The organism is Ammoniphilus sp. CFH 90114, assembly GCF_004123195.1.
Lineage (GTDB): Bacteria > Bacillota > Bacilli > Aneurinibacillales > RAOX-1 > YIM-78166.
On record NZ_SDLI01000005.1, the window covers coordinates 18,900 to 36,090 of the forward strand.

Annotated in this window: 14 protein-coding genes and 3 pseudogenes; 11 read left to right on the forward strand and 6 right to left on the reverse strand. The window is 42.2% G+C overall.

Annotated elements, in window-relative coordinates; genetic code table 11:
- Window positions 1-340: 340 nt before the first annotated feature.
- Window positions 341-1,042: pseudogene (locus tag EIZ39_RS12375) on the forward strand (acrylyl-CoA reductase family protein); the annotation flags it as partial.
- A gap of 61 nt (window positions 1,043-1,103) precedes the next feature.
- Here EIZ39_RS12375 and EIZ39_RS12385 read toward each other — a convergent pair.
- On the reverse strand, window positions 1,104-1,292 hold the full coding sequence (locus EIZ39_RS12385; RefSeq protein ID WP_129200305.1) for a hypothetical protein: 189 nt from the start codon (window positions 1,290-1,292) through the stop codon (window positions 1,104-1,106).
- A 55-nt stretch (window positions 1,293-1,347) separates the two neighbouring features.
- Window positions 1,348-1,638, reverse strand: a pseudogene (locus tag EIZ39_RS12390) (SIS domain-containing protein); the annotation flags it as partial.
- 643 nt (window positions 1,639-2,281) lie between these two features.
- On the opposite strand from EIZ39_RS12390, the gene EIZ39_RS12395 reads away from it, so the two are divergent.
- The 4 genes from EIZ39_RS12395 to EIZ39_RS27310 all read left to right on the forward strand — a co-directional run bounded on the left by EIZ39_RS12395 (window position 2,282) and on the right by EIZ39_RS27310 (window position 5,107).
- Entirely contained in the window at window positions 2,282-2,491 is a 210-nt protein-coding gene (locus tag EIZ39_RS12395) for a VOC family protein (RefSeq protein ID WP_129200306.1), read from the forward strand.
- 343 nt (window positions 2,492-2,834) lie between these two features.
- Window positions 2,835-3,092, forward strand: a complete 258-nt coding sequence (locus EIZ39_RS12400; RefSeq protein WP_129200307.1) for a hypothetical protein — start codon at window positions 2,835-2,837, stop codon at window positions 3,090-3,092.
- A 373-nt stretch (window positions 3,093-3,465) separates the two neighbouring features.
- Window positions 3,466-4,791: a DJ-1/PfpI family protein gene (locus EIZ39_RS12405; protein ID WP_129200308.1), complete on the forward strand. Its 1,326-nt coding sequence runs from the start codon at window positions 3,466-3,468 to the stop codon at window positions 4,789-4,791.
- 178 nt (window positions 4,792-4,969) lie between these two features.
- Entirely contained in the window at window positions 4,970-5,107 is a 138-nt protein-coding gene (locus EIZ39_RS27310; protein ID WP_255433964.1) for an NlpC/P60 family protein, read from the forward strand.
- A 144-nt stretch (window positions 5,108-5,251) separates the two neighbouring features.
- On the opposite strand, the gene EIZ39_RS12415 is transcribed toward EIZ39_RS27310, so the two are convergent.
- Window positions 5,252-5,803, reverse strand: coding sequence for a 2,4'-dihydroxyacetophenone dioxygenase family protein (locus EIZ39_RS12415; RefSeq protein WP_240675794.1), 552 nt, complete (start codon window positions 5,801-5,803; stop codon window positions 5,252-5,254).
- 174 nt (window positions 5,804-5,977) lie between these two features.
- Between EIZ39_RS12415 and EIZ39_RS12420 the strand changes: the two genes are divergently transcribed.
- From EIZ39_RS12420 to EIZ39_RS12440, 5 genes and pseudogenes are all read left to right on the forward strand, one after another.
- Window positions 5,978-8,710: an AfsR/SARP family transcriptional regulator gene (locus tag EIZ39_RS12420; protein WP_129200309.1), complete on the forward strand. Its 2,733-nt coding sequence runs from the start codon at window positions 5,978-5,980 to the stop codon at window positions 8,708-8,710.
- Window positions 8,711-8,765: 55 nt separating this feature from the next.
- Window positions 8,766-9,554 (forward strand): SDR family NAD(P)-dependent oxidoreductase, encoded by a 789-nt coding sequence (locus EIZ39_RS12425; protein ID WP_129200310.1) that lies wholly within the window; start codon window positions 8,766-8,768, stop codon window positions 9,552-9,554.
- 267 nt (window positions 9,555-9,821) lie between these two features.
- Entirely contained in the window at window positions 9,822-10,370 is a 549-nt protein-coding gene (locus EIZ39_RS12430; protein ID WP_129200311.1) for a Uma2 family endonuclease, read from the forward strand.
- 529 nt (window positions 10,371-10,899) lie between these two features.
- Window positions 10,900-11,112: pseudogene (locus EIZ39_RS27730) on the forward strand (nucleotidyltransferase substrate binding protein); the annotation flags it as partial.
- A 36-nt stretch (window positions 11,113-11,148) separates the two neighbouring features.
- Window positions 11,149-11,460: a hypothetical protein gene (locus tag EIZ39_RS12440; RefSeq protein ID WP_129200312.1), complete on the forward strand. Its 312-nt coding sequence runs from the start codon at window positions 11,149-11,151 to the stop codon at window positions 11,458-11,460.
- Window positions 11,461-12,755: 1,295 nt separating this feature from the next.
- Here EIZ39_RS12440 and EIZ39_RS27525 read toward each other — a convergent pair.
- The 3 genes from EIZ39_RS27525 to EIZ39_RS12450 form a co-directional block, all read right to left on the reverse strand.
- Window positions 12,756-12,878, reverse strand: coding sequence for a hypothetical protein (locus tag EIZ39_RS27525; RefSeq protein ID WP_255433938.1), 123 nt, complete (start codon window positions 12,876-12,878; stop codon window positions 12,756-12,758).
- A 656-nt stretch (window positions 12,879-13,534) separates the two neighbouring features.
- Entirely contained in the window at window positions 13,535-14,239 is a 705-nt protein-coding gene (locus tag EIZ39_RS12445; RefSeq protein ID WP_129200313.1) for a response regulator, read from the reverse strand.
- Between the two features lie 17 nt (window positions 14,240-14,256).
- A complete protein-coding gene (locus EIZ39_RS12450) occupies window positions 14,257-15,861 on the reverse strand; it encodes an ATP-binding protein (protein ID WP_129200314.1) in 1,605 nt (534 codons plus the stop codon).
- Window positions 15,862-16,063: 202 nt separating this feature from the next.
- On the opposite strand from EIZ39_RS12450, the gene EIZ39_RS12455 reads away from it, so the two are divergent.
- Window positions 16,064-17,125: a tripartite tricarboxylate transporter substrate binding protein gene (locus EIZ39_RS12455; RefSeq protein WP_129200315.1), complete on the forward strand. Its 1,062-nt coding sequence runs from the start codon at window positions 16,064-16,066 to the stop codon at window positions 17,123-17,125.
- The last annotated feature ends 66 nt before the right edge of the window (window positions 17,126-17,191 follow it).

Consider the following 17,191-nt stretch of genomic DNA (forward strand, 5'->3'; position numbering starts at 1 on the left):
CCACTGGATCCGGCCTTTCGCTTTGAGGACTTCCTGACAGCCTCTGTTCTTAGTTTGTTTTTGCCTAAGTTTTATGCGGGAATGGAGCTGATCCAGTTGAGGGGCCATCGCATAAACGATGGTTATAGGATTTCAGGTTCACTGCCTTTTGTATCCAATTTAGGTGCCGATCACTGGTTTGCCATTATCTTTGAAACTGATTCAACTCATCGCGTCCTTGCACTCAGATGTACGATTTAGCAAAGGATCCGCATATCCAGAATAGGTTGATGGATGTTATGCGCTTAAGGCTGGAAAGTACGTATTTGGCTTTAGAAACAACCCAGGCAGAAATGCTCTATACGGGCTATTTAGCCAGTATGCCCGTGTTCCTTCTGACTGGGTTGTGCCGCTTCCGCACGGTCTTACTATGAAAGAGGCAATGGCACTGGGAACCGCAGGCTTTACAGCTGCGCTATCCATTCAGCGACTAGAGGAAAATGGCTTGCACCCTGAGAAAGGTTCTGTACTCGTTACGGGCTCTACGGGAGGTGTAGGCAGTTTAGCGGTTTCGATGTTGGCGTTAAGGGGCTATCAAGTGGTTGCAAGTACAGGAAAAGATTCGGAACATGAGTACCTGCGCCAGCTTGGGGCAAAAGAGATCTTACACAGGGCAGATCTTTCCCCTGACAAGATTCAGACATTAGATAAACAGCGTTGGGCAGGAGCCGTCGATCCAGTCGGGGGAAAGACTCTTGCTTATGTCTTGAGTACAACCCAATATGGAGGGTCGGTTGCCGTTAGCGGTTTAACAGGCGGCGGTGAAGTCCCTACGACAGTCTATCCCTTCATTCTTCGCGGTGTTAATCTTCTTGGAATTGATTCTGTTGAATGTCCCATGGACACGCGTACAAAAATATGGGACCGGATGGCAAGCGAGTTAAAACCTAAAAATCTATTAGAGCATATTGGTAATGAAGTCACCTTATATGAATTGCCTGCCGTATTATCCGAGATCCTGAAAGGTACGATTCGGGGTCGGACCATTGTTAGTTTAAACTAAGGACTTGGAATTTTCAGTATTGATTTGCTGTCTCAGTAAATGAAGATTAATGTCAATTTTTTCAACAAACCCCACTTTTGGCCCGACGATAATTTAGCGCACCCGTTTGATCCTTTTCTTTCATTTGCAAAATAGCACGACCTTTAAGCAATTTAGCCCGGATCGTATCTATGTTATCTGTAATAATAATATCTTCAATGGGTAGGATCCCGCAGATGTCATCAATTTTCTCTAAAACCCTCGCAAACAAATAAAAGACTTTCCTATCGTCTGCAGTAGACGATAGGAAAGTCTTCGTTTATGCTCTATTCAAGATTGGCATGCTTGCCATACATCGTTTGGGAATCCAGCCCTTGTTTCTCCATAAGGCTTAAAATTACCGCACCATAGATTAATAAAAGGGTTTGCTCAAATAAGGATCCCATCGGCTGGATGGTGTCGTATCCACTAGTCGACTTGTCTTTAGGTGAACCAGGTAAGGTTACCACAACGTCAGCCAATTGTCCAAGGCTCGATTCCGGGAAAATCGTGACAATGGCCACGTCTGCTCCAATCTTCTTGGCTTTTTGTGCCATGGAGGTTAAACTAGCGGTTTCAGCATCCAAATGGTACTGAAAAATGCAATCATAACAAACCGTATTGTTTTTTCCATTCCTTGAACAGCTATGTAGTAACAGGTTATTAAAATAAATAGAATCAACGAGTTGGAATTCATCGAGGGGAAGATATATTGATAGATCACTTCACCAAATCCGAGTATAAAAGTTGATATTTTAATCAATAGGAAGGTCAAACCGAGTAAAGCAAAAAAACGAACGATCCTTGATAACCCTTTTCGACATAATGGGAAGAAAACCATTTAGATAATGTGCTTTACGATACCAAATCAAGGTAAGCCGCGAAGCTGTTTACCGTTGGAGATCATTAGCTGTTGAACTGGTATAAAGCACTGGAATTTTTTTACATAAATAATCCATTATAATATTATTATAGCCATAACCTACCTAACGTTAGGTAAAGAGAGGTCTATTACCTTTAATGGTAGTTGCAGAGGAGCTGCGTGAATAAATCAAATGAAGGAGTAGAGTTAGTCCTATGAGTTTAATTGAAAGAATTGATACTATATGTTTAAAAGTCAGTAATATTGAAAAGTCAAGCTTATGGTATCAAGAAATACTAGGTTTAAAAGTCGTTTTTTAAGGTGAGTGTTATCGAGTTTTAAGCATTGGTGATAGTGCAGTGCCTTTAACGATTGAGGAAGAGAAAGTAGACGTAATAAAGTCTAGTCAAACTTACCCTATCTTTTTTACTAAGAATATCAAAGAAACCTTCAAAGATTTGAAAGAAAAAGGAGTAAAATGTACCGAAATCAAAAGGGATGGAGTGAATCATTTTTTTGATTTTTATGATTTAGATGGAAATAAGCTTCAAGTGTGTTTTTGGGAGTAAAATATGGTTTGATATTTAGCTGGTGCTCGCTTTGGGATACCCTCTTGGGTAAGAGACTGACCCCACTCTTAAAGCAAGAATTGGTTGAGTTAAAAATACAAGAGGGTTGATCTCGTTACAGCTAATGCCCTTAAGCCTCAGATCAGGAGAAGTAGCTACCCAAGCGATACAAAGTAAGGATGCCAAACGGCGGTAGGAAGTCGGATCATCGCATAGTACCGGTGAAGTGGGGGAATGCCCATGGAGGGAAGGCGTATGACGCGTTTATCGCCCTTGTTAAGGAAACATTTCACACACGCAGAGGTGTACAACAAATGGAAACGAAATGGGCAAGGATAGCAACATGTTACGTCTCATTACGCGTTTTCTGAAGGCGGGCGTCATAGAAAGCGGTGAATACTCTACGACCAATGAAGGGACTCCGCAAGGCGTATCCCCCATTCTAGCGAATGTGTATCTACACTATGCACTAGACCTGTGGTTTGAGAAAGCCTACGCAAAAGCCGTCGTGGAAAAGCGTACATGGTGTGATATGCTGATGACTTTGTCTGCAGTTTTCAGCTTGAAGAGGCCCAAGTTTTCTACCAGGCTTTACTTATAAGACTTCGAAAATTCAACCTCAATATTGCGGAGGAAAAGACGAAGATTCTTTGTATCCGCCGGGAACGTGACAAGGACGAGCCACCTGATTCGGGGACCTTCGACTTTGCTCTACTCGACCTTAGTTGAGTAAAGCGGACAACCTAACATTGTAGTGCAGTCATAAACAGCCCTCATCTATTTACTAGGTGTGGGCTGTTTGACTTTACCTACCAAGACTCATTTGAGCCTGATAGGAATCCGCATTGTTTTGCGTGAAGAGCGCAAAACAATGCGTTTACTCTGTATTCATTTGCGCGTTTAGAAATTTGCTTTCATGCTAGAGTGGTCTTATCACGAAAAAAGTTACTGGGTTGCGTATGGGAGGATTGTATATGAAGATATTTTTTGTGCGTTTTTTTGTTTATTTATCCGTTTTCGTTTTGATTGTAGGGGGGATTGGAGCATTGGGAGCACTCCATTCACGTGCCGATTGGCTTTCCGTACGTGACATGCCAGCACCTACTTTACAAGGAGTAAAGGTACCTGATTTTCATCCTAATAAACCTACAGTGGCGGTTGTATTAGGAGATCCACTCACAGAAGTATTTGACTTTATGGTACCTTATGAAATGTTTGCTATGACAGAAGCTTATAACGTTTTTGCGGTTGCACCAGAAAACAAGGTGACGTCGTTGACTGGCGGTTTAGATATCGTCCCACACTTCTCTTTTAAAGAACTAGATCAGTTACTAGAAAAAAGCCCGGACCTTATCGTAGTCCCTTACATGCCTATGGTCGACGAAGAAAAATATCGCCCAGTTAGGGAATGGATTCAACAACATGAGAATACTCAGTTCCTAAGTATTTGTTCAGGGTCAAGGAATATGGCCGAGGCTGGATTGTTAAAAGGGAATACATCGACAATCCACTGGCGTATTGTTCATCAGGTAGAAAAGTTATTTCCCGATACCAATTGGATAAGAGACCAAAGGTACGTTCAGGATGGAAACGTTACATCATCTGCTGGACTGACATCTGGAATAGATGCCGTGCTCTATGTCATCTCACAGCAATTAGGCGAGTCCATGGCAGATAAAGTAGCGAAGGAGATGAATTACCCAAGCTATCATTTTGTGGAAAATCCTAAGGTAGAGCCCTATTATATTGATCAAACTGAAGTGGTTTACTATTTGAATTTAGCGTTTCAGTTTCATAAGAAAAAGGTAGGTGTCCTTCTTTATGAAGGGATGGAAGAAGGAGCACTGGCATCGATATTTGATACGTATTCCCCTTTGGGAACGACAAAGGTTTTTACCCTATCAGACTCTTATTCCCCTATCGTGACCAAACACCATTTAAATCTAATAACCAGATCTCCCATCTCCCAAGCTCCCACCTTAGACAGAATTTTGGTGACAGGCACTAACTTATCATCGTTAGATGTAGAAATGGGCGAAGGGGTTGAACCTGAGTTTATCCATAGAGGCACTCCAGACAGATTTGTATTTGATGCTACACTTGAAGACTTAGCCATGCAAGAGGATAGGCTTACAGCTGAATGGGCGGCCAAGCGACTGGAATATCGTGCCAATCATCTGAAACTTGAAGGCAAACCGTTTCCTATAGAAGCCTTTTTCTCTCTGTTGTTCCTCAGTGCGATCGCTCTGTTGACAGCCTATTTTGTGGATAGGCGATTTATTGTGAAACATAAAAGCTAACGGTAAAGTGCTTTACCTCGTGATGAGGGTCAGTCCTTCAGTTGGGTAAAGAGAGAGTGGAGCGCTTTACGATAACCTCCACTGACAAGGCAAGGAGAATAGAGCTCGATCGTGATAATTTATTTTTCATGGACCTAGAAAATCTGATTATCAAGGAATTGATGTTTCTAAGCAAAGAATTACGCACAACGGCATTTATTTAGGAAATGGAAAGATCCTCCATACTTATTCGGAACAATCAGGTGGCGTGAGAATGGATTCCATTGAGGATAACCATTGGGAGTACCGATTGGTCTTTGGAGGAAGTCTTCTATAAATGCGATTTTCAATTAATTGAAGCTAGTATTAACTAGAAAGAAAGGCTCGGCGTTCCTCATAGACTCCAGTCTTCGCCAGAAGAGTTTCAGGACAAAAAAAATCCCCTCTAACATTAAATTTAGAAGGGATTTTTTCGCTATTTTTATTTTGCGTTTTCTTTCCATTGTAAATCTGTAGAACCATAACTGTAATCTACTACGGTCGTGTATTCAATCGCATTATTCTCTCTAGCCATATAGTAATGGAGTCTAGCATCTGCCATAACGACGAGCTGACCCTCATCCGTATAGCCTGCTATAGGTCCATGGGATATAGCAAACATGGTACAGCCCTGTGGAGTAGTGAAGGGCTCATGAATGGATCCCGCCGTTTCACTTGTGTAGTAGCCCTCGTAGCCTTTGTCATCTCCATCCTCGTAGTAAAATCCACCTTCAATAATATAAGCTTGAGCGTTGGAAACATGCCAATGTGGAGTGGCTTTTACTCCTGGATCAACCTTTAGAAGAAGGGTAAAACTGCCGGATACCAGATCACAATAAAGCAGCTTAAAGTAGGTGCCCGGCATTAACCAATCCGTCCAGGGAATCCATTCTGGATTAATGAAGTCTCGGCGAGAGCCTTTTGGGGTATTCCCGGGATTTTGCATCCAAAATAATGGATTAAACTTTTTCATCATGCTTTGACTCTCTGACATCGTTTGTTACCTCCTTTAATAATAACGCTTACAAATACTATAAAAAAAGATTCTTACTAGCTTCTTACAGAAAAGGGGGAAATGATGACAAGTGCTTGAAGCTGGAAAATATATTCAGGTATAATAATAGTTAGTAAATTCTGTCTAGTAGAGATATGTAGAAAAGGAGAGCCTATGAAGATAAATGAAACTAAGCTTTTGGTGCCGGATTTGCCTTGCATGCAGCGCGATCGGCTATTCCGCTTGCTCGACAACCATCTTCATCGCTCACTAGTTACCATAACGAGTGAGGGAGGCTATGGAAAAACAACGTTCATGTCAAATTATATCCGGCAGCAACAACGAGCCTCCATGTGGTATCGATTAGATTCAAATGACCAAAATCCTCGTATATTCCTTTCTTACTTAAAAAAGGGGCTTTCCTCTTTTATTTCCACCCTGAGTTCTGATATCAGCTTGGAATTAGAACAAGAAGTAGAAGCTCTTTCGATGAAACTCTCTGCCCACAAGGAACCGCTTCTCATTGTGCTCGATGACTATCAAATGATTAACGATCAAGCCGAACTAGCAAATTGGATGGCAAAGCTAATCGAATCAGCCTCTCCCCAAGTAACCTTTATCTTGCTCAGCCGAGTCAAGCCTTCACTACCTCTAATACGGTTTAAGCTTAAACAACAATTAGGGGAGCTTTATGCAGAAGATCTTGCGTTTGATCAGCACGAGGCGTTATCTTACTTCAGCACCTTTTCCCAACTTTCTCTAACCATAGAGGACATACAGACCTTGATTCGCAAGACCGAGGGCTGGGTTACAAGCCTTGTTTTGCTAGCAGATCTAATGAAGAGAATGAATGAAGTAGACCGAAGATATTATTTAGCTCGTTTGAGTATTACGGAAGACATCTATCTTTACATGGAATCTGAGATATTTGAGCAGCAACAGCAGAAGGTTCAGCAATTTCTTCTGCAGATCTGTTTAATGGATGAATTAGATCCACTCGTTATTAATGACTTTTTAGGAATTGAAGGGTCAGCTCAACTTTTGGATTATTTACATACCAATCATTTATTTATATTAAGAGAGAAAAGAGGGTATCGGTTTCACCGCCTGTTTCGGATGTTTCTTTACCAACGCTTAAAAAAAGAGATAGATGAAAAAGAATTTCGGTTAAGGCATATACAATTAGCGCAAGTGTATGAGACGAGACATTCGCTCATGAAGGCTTTTGCCCACTATACCTGGGGGAAAGATTATATTCAGGCTGCTCGGTTAATGAGACTGATGGTCAAGAGATTTCATCCGGAGCTGTTCTTAGCGGTGGCAGACGGGTTATTAGAAGCACTTACTCCTGATAATTCCTTAGCCACTACAAGTCTATTTATCTTTCGTTGTGTTCCTCTATCTATCTTAGAAAAGTTAGTGCCTATATTTGAAAAGAATCTTGCTAGCATAAACCCCGAGGATCGAAGTCTTCTGAACCAGGTTCAGCATCGTTTAGCCCATATTTATTTTTATCGCGGAGAGCTAAATGATTCAAAAGCATTATTTGAAGCTTCACTTGAAGGCGCTTTGCAGTGTTATGATCTCGGTCTCGTAGCCTTAAATTATTCGATGATATCACAGATTTACAGATTTATGGGTGATGAAGCGAAAGCCATAGAGTATGCTCGTTATGCCCTATCCTATGCAGAAGAGCATTCCATTCCTCCCCATGTAAAGATGCACGCCTTATGGAATCTTGCTGAGGTAAGTATCATGAAAAAGGATCTGCATTATGCAGAATCCCTGACAAGAGAAAGTCTTACCGTTTCTGAACAATGCGATGAAGCGTCCAAAGCCTATCCTTTGAGCACGATGGGCAAGATCTATCGGGAAAGAGGGGAGTATAACGAAGCGATGAAGTGGGGGAGGGAAGCACTCGAGCATGCGGTACGATTTGAGATCGAGCCTGATCTAGGCTGGACTTCGTTGGAGCTTGGAATTACTTATCTGCATGCTGGAATGCTCGACGAAGCTGAAACATCACTAATGAAGGCTTATCAGATTTTCGATCTTTATTCAGATGTGCACCAGGTAGTGAGGAGATGGATACGAAGCGTCCAGGAGCAACGCTATCTTTCTGCGAATCCACCCCCGACACAAGTTGAAAAAGTTCCAAACCTTCAGGTGAACTTGCTAGGTACATTCCAACTTCTAAAGGGAGGGCAACCGCTTGGTATCCCTCGAAAGTCCAGCTTGCGTCTTTTTCTTTTCTTACTGACCAACCGGGGAAGAAGACTAGCCAAAGATGTTATCATTGACGCTTTGTTTCCAGAAGATTCATTTGATACTGTACAAAATAAATTCTATGTATCCTTGTCCGTCCTGCGAAAGTCACTGGAACCTGATCTCCTCTCAGGAAGAAATTCAAAGTACATTAAGCAGGAAGGAGATCAATTTTTTATTTCTACAGAAGAAATGTTTATTGATGCTGAGAAGTTTATAGACTTGACAGGAAAAGAAGGGGACGATGGGTTGCAATCCTGGCTTCATGCTGAAAGTCTATACCAGGGAGATTTTTTGAATGAATTTCCTTATGAGTCTTTTTTGGAAATCGAACGGGAAAGCTTAACTCAAACTTACCTTAATCTACTAGAGAAAATAGCAACCTGCTATGCTGATGTTCATCAATATGAGAAAACAGTCGAATACTTGGAAAGGATCCTGAAGAAAGATCCTTATAGAGATTATATTTATGTAAAGTATGCTGAGGTGCTTCTTGAGCAGAAACGTTATTCGCAACTCAAACAGTTAGTCCTAAGGGCCAAAAAGTATTTAGAAGAAGAGCTAGACATCAGAGTCGATTTGTTGTTTGGTCCCTTACTTGAAAAATACAATGCCACTCAACCTTCTGTAAGGTTATTGTAAACCTGGTACGATACACTTGTAACCGTTATCATTATTGATCAAGGGAGATGAGAGGATGTCTTCATTAACGAATCAGATAGCGGTTGTTACCGGTGCAGGAAGCGGAATTGGCAAAGCGATTGCTAAGGAATTAAGTACTTTGGGTGCCCATGTATACGTTACAGACATTAACGAGGAAAACGCCCTGCATGTAGCTTCAGAAATTAAGGGAGAAGGCTATATGGCAACGGCCTATAAGCTGGATGTCTCGAACTCAACGGATGTCTCTGACTTTTTTCAAAAGGTTAATCAATTACATGAACGGGTTGACATTCTAGTCAATAATGCTGGAATAGCAGGTACACCTAGTTTAATCTCAAACATGACGGATGAAGAATGGAAAAAAATGCTAGCCATTCATGTAAACGGTTCTTTCTTTTGCTTGCGGGAGGCCTCTAAAATGATGAGGAAAAACCGTTATGGAAGGGTAATCAACATGTCTTCCCTTGCGTCAGAAACATCCTTGGCGGGTTTCGCACATTATGGAGCAGCGAAATATGCCATAGTAGGTCTAACGGAAGCTGCTGCAAAAGAGCTCGCTGCCTATAATGTGACAGTAAACGCCATCAAGCCGGGAGTGATCCGCTCCGCACTGACTCAAGGCATACTGTCCATGGCAGAAGAGCGTTTATCACTTGCCACACCGAACCAGAAGATCGGGGAACCGCGTGATATTGCTCAAGTTGTTGCCATGTTAGCCAAACCAGAATCCAGCTTTGTGACAGGAGCCTCGATTGTTGTGGATGGAGGATTCTGCCTGATGAATGAAATGGATCGTGTCGTTTTAGAAATGCTGGAAAACTAAAGCCTAAGGGGAGCAGATCAGTCTTGCTGCTCCTTTTTCTTCCTATGCAAGATGAATTAGACATTGTTAAAGAGCAATTACCTAAAACATAGGTGGTAATACTTCCATTACAAATGGGGGGGTTGCCATCTTTTTGTTTTAACTAGAAGAGATGATGTATGATGTTTTTGTACGCGTTCGAATTATCTAACGAGTTGGCTATTAGGAAATTATTGAGATGAGTGGTAAAATATCATTAAAACGTTCTTTCGCGGGGAGGGGTATGCGATGGCTGTTTCATTAGATGAGTATTTTAAAATGAGAGAGAACAGCGAAGACTTATTAGAATATATCGATGGATTCGTCTTTATGGCCCCTTCCCCATCAACGAGACATCAAAGAGTAGCAAGCAGGCTTCAAGTGAAATGGGGTCAGTTTCTCGAAGGGAAAGAGTGTGAAGTATTTTGCGCTCCTTACGATATCGAATTGAAAAATGAGAAAATGGAAGGAACTAAAATAGTCATACCGGATATTAGCATTATATGCAATAAAGACGGCTTTACCGATGCTAGATATGTGGGCATTCCTGATCTTATCATTGAAATCTTAAGTCCTTCCAATCAGTCTCATGAACTGGTTACCAAGTTAAATCTTTATATGAATTATGGTGTACCTGAGTATTGGATCATTAATCCCATGCTACATTCCATAACGGTATACGCTCTTAATCATGAAGCGTTGTACGAACAACACGATATGAAAACGGAAAATGGACAAATTACTTCAAAGCTATTTGATGAATTTCGTGTTGAACTAGAGTATCTTTTTCAGTCTTGATCTAATAAAACACAAAAAAACCTATCCATCATGAATGGAATAGGTTTTTTCTTCTTTTCGGGTCCCCACCAACGAAGTCAAATTCCCGTTACTCAGACCTAGAGTCGTAAACATCTTTGCACGCCCGAACAACAATCTAGTAACTGACTGTATCCACTAATGGTAAAGCATTACACTTTACCTCGTGATGAGGGTCAGCTGACAGAGCAAGGCCCAAAAAGCTGGATCGTGTCAGAATCCGAGCTTCATTCTGACAGATTAGTTTAATGCTACCTTTGGAGATAACCCGGGAGATACCCCCTCAGGTAAGGGACTCATACCGTTCATAAGGTAAAGTACGAGCGCTTTGCCGATAGCGGATCGGGACCCTGAGGAGGGATAGTCCCTCAGCTATTCAGTGGATGAAATGGGAGCGACGGAACTAACACCATCGCTCTTTTGATTTCCTTTCTTAGTTAAGCCCCTGTTACCAGTTTTCTTGTTTTGCCTAATTTCCCTATGATACGATGAGGAGAGTACAGCCAGCTATTCCACTCTTAAAAGTGTTATTCGTACTTTTCGCGAGATTGGTCTTTTTGACGAGGATACCACCGTGCTTGCCCTCCAGATGTTCAACGACCGAAATCTTACCGTCCATACCTACAATGAAGCTCTAGCCAATGAAATATATAGTAAACTTACCCTATACGCTCCCTTGTTAAAGAATTGGATTACGAATATGATTCTTTCTTCGCAAGGATGAGCTATGGTAAAATAGAATGCAAGGAGGTGAATAGGAATGAATCAAAATGAGATGTTGCAGCTGATTTTGGAGAAGCTTGTTTCTTTAGAACAAGGGCAAAAAACATTAGAACAAGGACAAAAAACATTAGAACAAGGACAAAAAACATTAGAACAAGAACAAGCCAGCCTGAAGGAGGAAATTCGAGAAAATAGGCAAGCAATACGAGAATTGCAAGTAGAAGTGCAAGGAAATGGACATGCAATCAAGGAATTGCAAAACGATGTAAAGGAAATCAAACAAGGGTTGCGCTTTTATGATCACAAGATCGTAGAGCATGAAAAGGAAATCTACAAATTGAAAAGCTAATCCCCTTTTATTTTCTATCCTCTGTGACTCTTCATGAGTGGCTCCAAGCAAGCCCAGGTTTCATTTCATACCTATCCATTTTATTCAATTTTGGTGTTCACTTCGGGGATACCCCCTTAGGTAGGAGGCTGACCCACGTAATATCCGCTAACGGTAAACTGCTTTGTACTTTACGATAACCAACAATAAGGAGGGGCGGAGACTCTTACTTGTTAGGGTCTCCACCAACTATGTCTCCTTCGGCCAACCATTAATCGCCTTTCCACGGGTTACCCCAGCGAACCTTACTAGAGGAACATGCGTGGGACTTGGTTACGATTGTCTGTGTAGTTTTGCAAACTCAAAGTTTTGCCGTAAATAGGCTGAGGACAAAAGAATGATCCTTTTGTCCGCAACGGAAGAACATCATCGAGTGGGCAAAAAGCTACCTGAAAGATAAAGTCGATGTGGTTTATGTCACTAATGATATGGATGTATTAGATTAAAGCTTTGTCACAAGCGTTCCGGCCATTGGACCTGGAGGTTTGCAGCCTGATGAACTATTCTGGTCTGCTCAAGAACTAGGGCAGTGGTCCAAAGTGGTTGCATGGACATGCTGTCAGACATGAGCTCAAGAGAGCTCAAGAGGAAGTGTTTCGAGTTTACCGAATAATTGGGTGAAAGTCCAACCCTTGGATTCGGTTTAATATTTGCTCGTATGGGGAATTTCTTCTAGGAAGAACGGAAGCTCCCGAAGCGATGAAGCGGACATAGGTTTCGCTATTCCCTAGAAAAAGTCTAACCGGAAGGATTTATCGGACACAGGATCTCTTATTACTCAAAAATAGAAGAATGCACCCTGTATTTTCCGTAAATAACGTACGCCTTGTCCGCTCGATCTACCAAACCTGCGATTTTTACTCAAATAACGTCCCTCATGTCCGCATACGGTAGAGGGAAGGACGAAGATGCGGACGGAGTGCTCACTTCTGGCATCCCCCCTCAGTCAGTGTTCGTTTCGGGGATACCCCCTTGGGTAAGGGACTGACCCCATTCATAAGGTAAAGTGCGAAAGTGCTTGCTGATAGCTATTAGGGAGTCGAATGTCTCAAGCATCGTTCCGTGACTAATCTCCTTTATTTATAATTATTACTGGTTTGTGATCTCGTAACTATCGTTCGTGAGTTAAGGAGGGGATTTCGTGAGTTTCAATTGGGGGATAAATTTTTCTTTGGCTAAATGATCTTATACATCTTACTTATTTGAAATAGCTCCAGGTTCGAGAGTAAAATGGTTGAATTTGTGAGAAAAACGGGTTAATTAATTGGAATGGTTACAGTAAAGTGAGAAATCACATCCTCTTCGTGAGAAAAAGAAGCAGATTCGTGAGTATTCTCCAAAATTCGTGAGATTCCGTCTAGGACTGGAGCCTCCTTCACTAGGAATCCTCTTCAGACTCATTGAAAACAGATTACTAAAGAAGAAAAGGATCCAAACTAGAAAAATGAGCGATAAGAACACGAGAGGATCGAGGTCTGTTTCATTCCTAGTCTAGCTTTTTAAGATTTTCATAAAAAAAGAGCCGTGCAAACACCCTTAAATGAAAAAAACTAGAACAAACATTTTGGCTGGGACTAATTTGTCTCGGAATCACCTTTCNAGATTACTAAAGAAGAAAAGGATCCAAACTAGAAAAATGAGCGATAAGAACACGAGAGGATCGAGGTCTGTTTCATTCCTAGTCTAGCTTTTTAAGATTTTCATAAAAAAAGAGCCGTGCAAACACCCTTAAATGAAAAAAACTAGAACAAACATTTTGGCTGGGACTAATTTGTCTCGGAATCACCTTTCCCAGAATCATACAAGCTTCCAGTAGGTAGTAAGTGCAGTTAAATAAAGGCAAGATAAATAGCCGTGTAAGTAGAGAAAGTAGTAGATTGGTCTAGAAAGTGACTGTTTCCGATCTACTGTCAAACAGAATGAGATAATAAATATTCGCTAACGGTAAAGTGCTTTGCACTTTACCTCGTGATGAGGGTCAGTCCCTCAGTTGAGTAAAGCGCAAAGCGCTTTACAATAACATCTTGCAAAGTTATCAATTAACCAACTTATATCTCCGCTCGGGCCTCCCCACTGCCCCATACTTTAACTCTACCTCTACTTCATCAATGGAAAGAAGGTACTCTAGGTAGCGTCTCGAGGTTGAGGGGGTGATGCCTAAAGACTTGGCTAATTCGTCTACGTTTACGCTTTCATTTACCTCGTTCAGCTGTTTCTTTATTCGGGATAGGGTAAGCTTATCTATGCCTTTGGGCAGAGGAGTTTCCTTGCTGCCCCCTTCAAGGATCGGGCTCATGGGGGTGGTTTTAAAGAACGAATCCACTTCGTGCTGTCGAAAGACTTTGCTGTTACTCAGCTGTTGTTTCACACCTTGGTATTTCTTTAAGGTCGCGAGAAAGCGGTCGATCATGACGGGTTTGATCATATAATCAAAAACGCCGCCGCGAATGGCTTCCCGAACGGTATCGGCCTCATTGGAGGCCGTAATTAGGATCACGTCAACCCCTCGGTAGTGGCTTCTCACTTGCCACAGCAAGTCAATTCCATTCATATCCGGCAGATAAATGTCTAGCAAGATGAGGTCAGGGGAGTAGATTTTTAAGAGCTCAAGCGCTTGTTCCCCTGTATTAGCAATGTCGCTTACGGTATATCCCTCTAGTTTTTGTGTGAATTGCTTATAGATCTCGGCTGTTCTGGGATCATCTTCTACTATCATAACCTCAATCGGTTGGATGGCCATGGGGGTATTCTCCTTTTTTATGCGACTTTTTTCGGTATGATCACGGTAAAACGGGCGCCGCCCAAGTTGCTGTCTCCAATATGCAGTTGGCCATTCAGTAGGCGAACGGCATTCTGGACAAGGCTCAGACCAAGTCCATGGTTGTGCCCATGCGTTTTGGTAGAGTAGCCGTATTGGAAAATTTTTTGTTCCTCGTCAGGAGACACTCCGCGTCCATTATCATCAATGTCGAAAATGATATCTTTGCCGATATCCGTAAAGGAAACTTTGACTCTAGCATCTGAGCCCTGTTTCCCCGAGGCCGCCTCTAGCGCGTTATCAATGATATTTCCTAGAATGGTAACAAAGGTAGAGGAGTCAAAGTGTGCTGGAATATTTAGTAACTCACTTTCTTGGTCAATTTCGAATTGGACCTTGAGCTCTTTAGAACGATTCGCTTTGCCTATTAAACAGGCAGCAATCAGCGGATCTTTTACCGATTCCATGAGAAAAGCCAATAGATCCTGCCGTTCAATCACTTCTTCTGATATTAATTGAATGGCCTTATCGGTTTGGTTGATTTTTAACAGGCCATAGATGAGATTCAGTTTGTTCAAATACTCGTGGTTTTGGGCTCTCATATTGTCCGAGAAGGATTTAATTTGGGCAAATTCCTCCGTTAGTTGCTCGATCTCGGAAACGGGTCGGAAGGAAAACACGGTACCGGTTAAGCGTGACTTGTAAAAGATAGGGGAGGAATCCATGATGAAGAGTTGGTCTTGTACCAGCACTTTCAAATTCTTTTGGTCTTGTTTGTGGCCTAACGATTCAAGCAAGGCCGTTCTTAGATAAGGGAAGGGCAGATGTTCTATATGTGTAACTTCGACTTGGTTAAGCTCAAGGTGTTCTCGCGCTTTTTTATTCATGGACACGATACGGCCTTGAGTATCCACCGCCAGGATCGCATCGTGGATGGACTCCAGAACGGCTTCTTTTTCTTTAAAGATATAAGAAATCTCTTCAGGCTCCAATCCAAAAATCATTCTCTTCACACTTTTAGCTACGAAGTAAGCACCTACCCCGCCTAGAAGAAGTGGGAGGGCTGCTAAGTACATCAACTTATAAATATATTCCATGACCTGGGACTCGATTTGCTCGTGCAGGAATCCGACTGAGGATACACCAATAAGCTGACCTTGAGTATCATAGATTGGCGTTTTTGCCTTGATCGCTGGGCCGGACAACCCTGTACCCTCGAACACAATCGATCGGTGTTGTTCAAATACTTCTTCGTTGCTTGTACCCATTTCGCGACCGATCTGTTCCACAAGATGATGAGAGTAACGAATATTATTGCGATTGCCGATCACGACATAACCTGCCCCTGTCATTTCCCGAATCTCCTCCGCAATGGGCTGAATGGTCCTAGAAGGGTCATCATGGGAAAAGGCCTCGATGATCCTTGGTTCATGAGCAGCCAGCTTGGCCACCATCAACGCTTGCTTCCCCAGCTTTTCGTCGATGATATCCTCGACCATATTACTGAAGATCATCACCGCTATGGACATGCACAGTAAAACAACGAAAGAAATCAGGAAGATCATTTTACTCAGCAAATTCATTTTCATGCTAAAGATGGTCATACTTCACCGCCTTGAGAGTCATCTTCATATTGTAAAACATAAAAGAAGAATTCAACAAAACAATTTATGGGAAAATAATTTTTATTATAAAAAATTAATAATAATGAAGAAAAAGACTTAAACTTTCTAAATATTCACTTCCCAGTGAGGTTTGTTTAATATGATGACAAGTTCTTAAAACAAAAAGAGGGGGATTCATCATATGATCAACAGCCTGAAGTTGAAAAAATGGGCAGCCATCCTAGTAACAAGCGCCCTTGCCATTAGTTTAAGTGCATGCGGCGGTACGCAAACGGCTAGTCAACCAACTGCCGCTAATGAAAGCGGAAACAAAGCGGAAGCGAAATCCGATTATCCACAAAAGCCGATCGTGATCACCGCACCTTCTGGTGCAGGCGGTGGTTTGGATACCACAGCGAGAGCGCTAACCAAAGTCTTAGGAGAAACCAATCTTGTTACGAAAACCCTAACGGTAGAAAATAAACCGGGTGGAGGGCAAGCTGTTGGCTTAGCGGATTTCGTCAATAAGGACTCCAAGGATCCTTACCGATTGTATTTACCGTCCGCGCCTCTCATCATTAACAACTTGAAGAAGGAAGGAAATAGTCCTTATTCTTATCGTGATTTGACACCGCTTGCTCAGTTAACCAAAGACTACGGGGCCATTGTGGTGAAGGCGGATTCTAAATATCAGGACCTAAACGCTCTTTTTGAAGACATGAAAGCGAATCCAACGTCGGTAACCCTCGCGGGTGGATCTGCCCCCGGTTCACAAGATCATCTTGTCGCGATGCTGCCAGCTGTAAAGGCGGGGATTGATCCAAAGAAAATCAAATTTGTCTCCTATGATGGCGGCGGTGAAGCGATGACAGCCCTATTAGGCGGAAATGCGGACGCTATTGCAACAGACATCTCAGGCACGGGTGAATTTTTAAAGGCAGGAAAAGTAAGAGTTCTTGGAATCTCCTCACCGGAGAGATTAGCAGGTGAATTCAAAGACATCCCGACGTATAAAGAGCAAAATATCGATGCCGAATTTACCATCTGGCGCGGATTGTTTGGACCAAAGGACATGCCAGTAGACGTGGTGAAGTTCTGGGAAGATACTCTGCAGACGATGTCTGAGACGGAAGAGTGGAAGAAAGCCTTGGAAGCCAACGGCTGGGAGAATGGATTTAAGAGTGGGGATGAGTTCAAGAAATTCCTAGAAGACCAGGAAGCCTTGATCCAAGAGATTCTTGTTTCCCTTGACATGGCGAAGTAAAATCCGCACTTAGACAGAAGAAGAGGGGGTCTCTCTTCTTCTCTTTCTATGGAAATGAAAATGGAG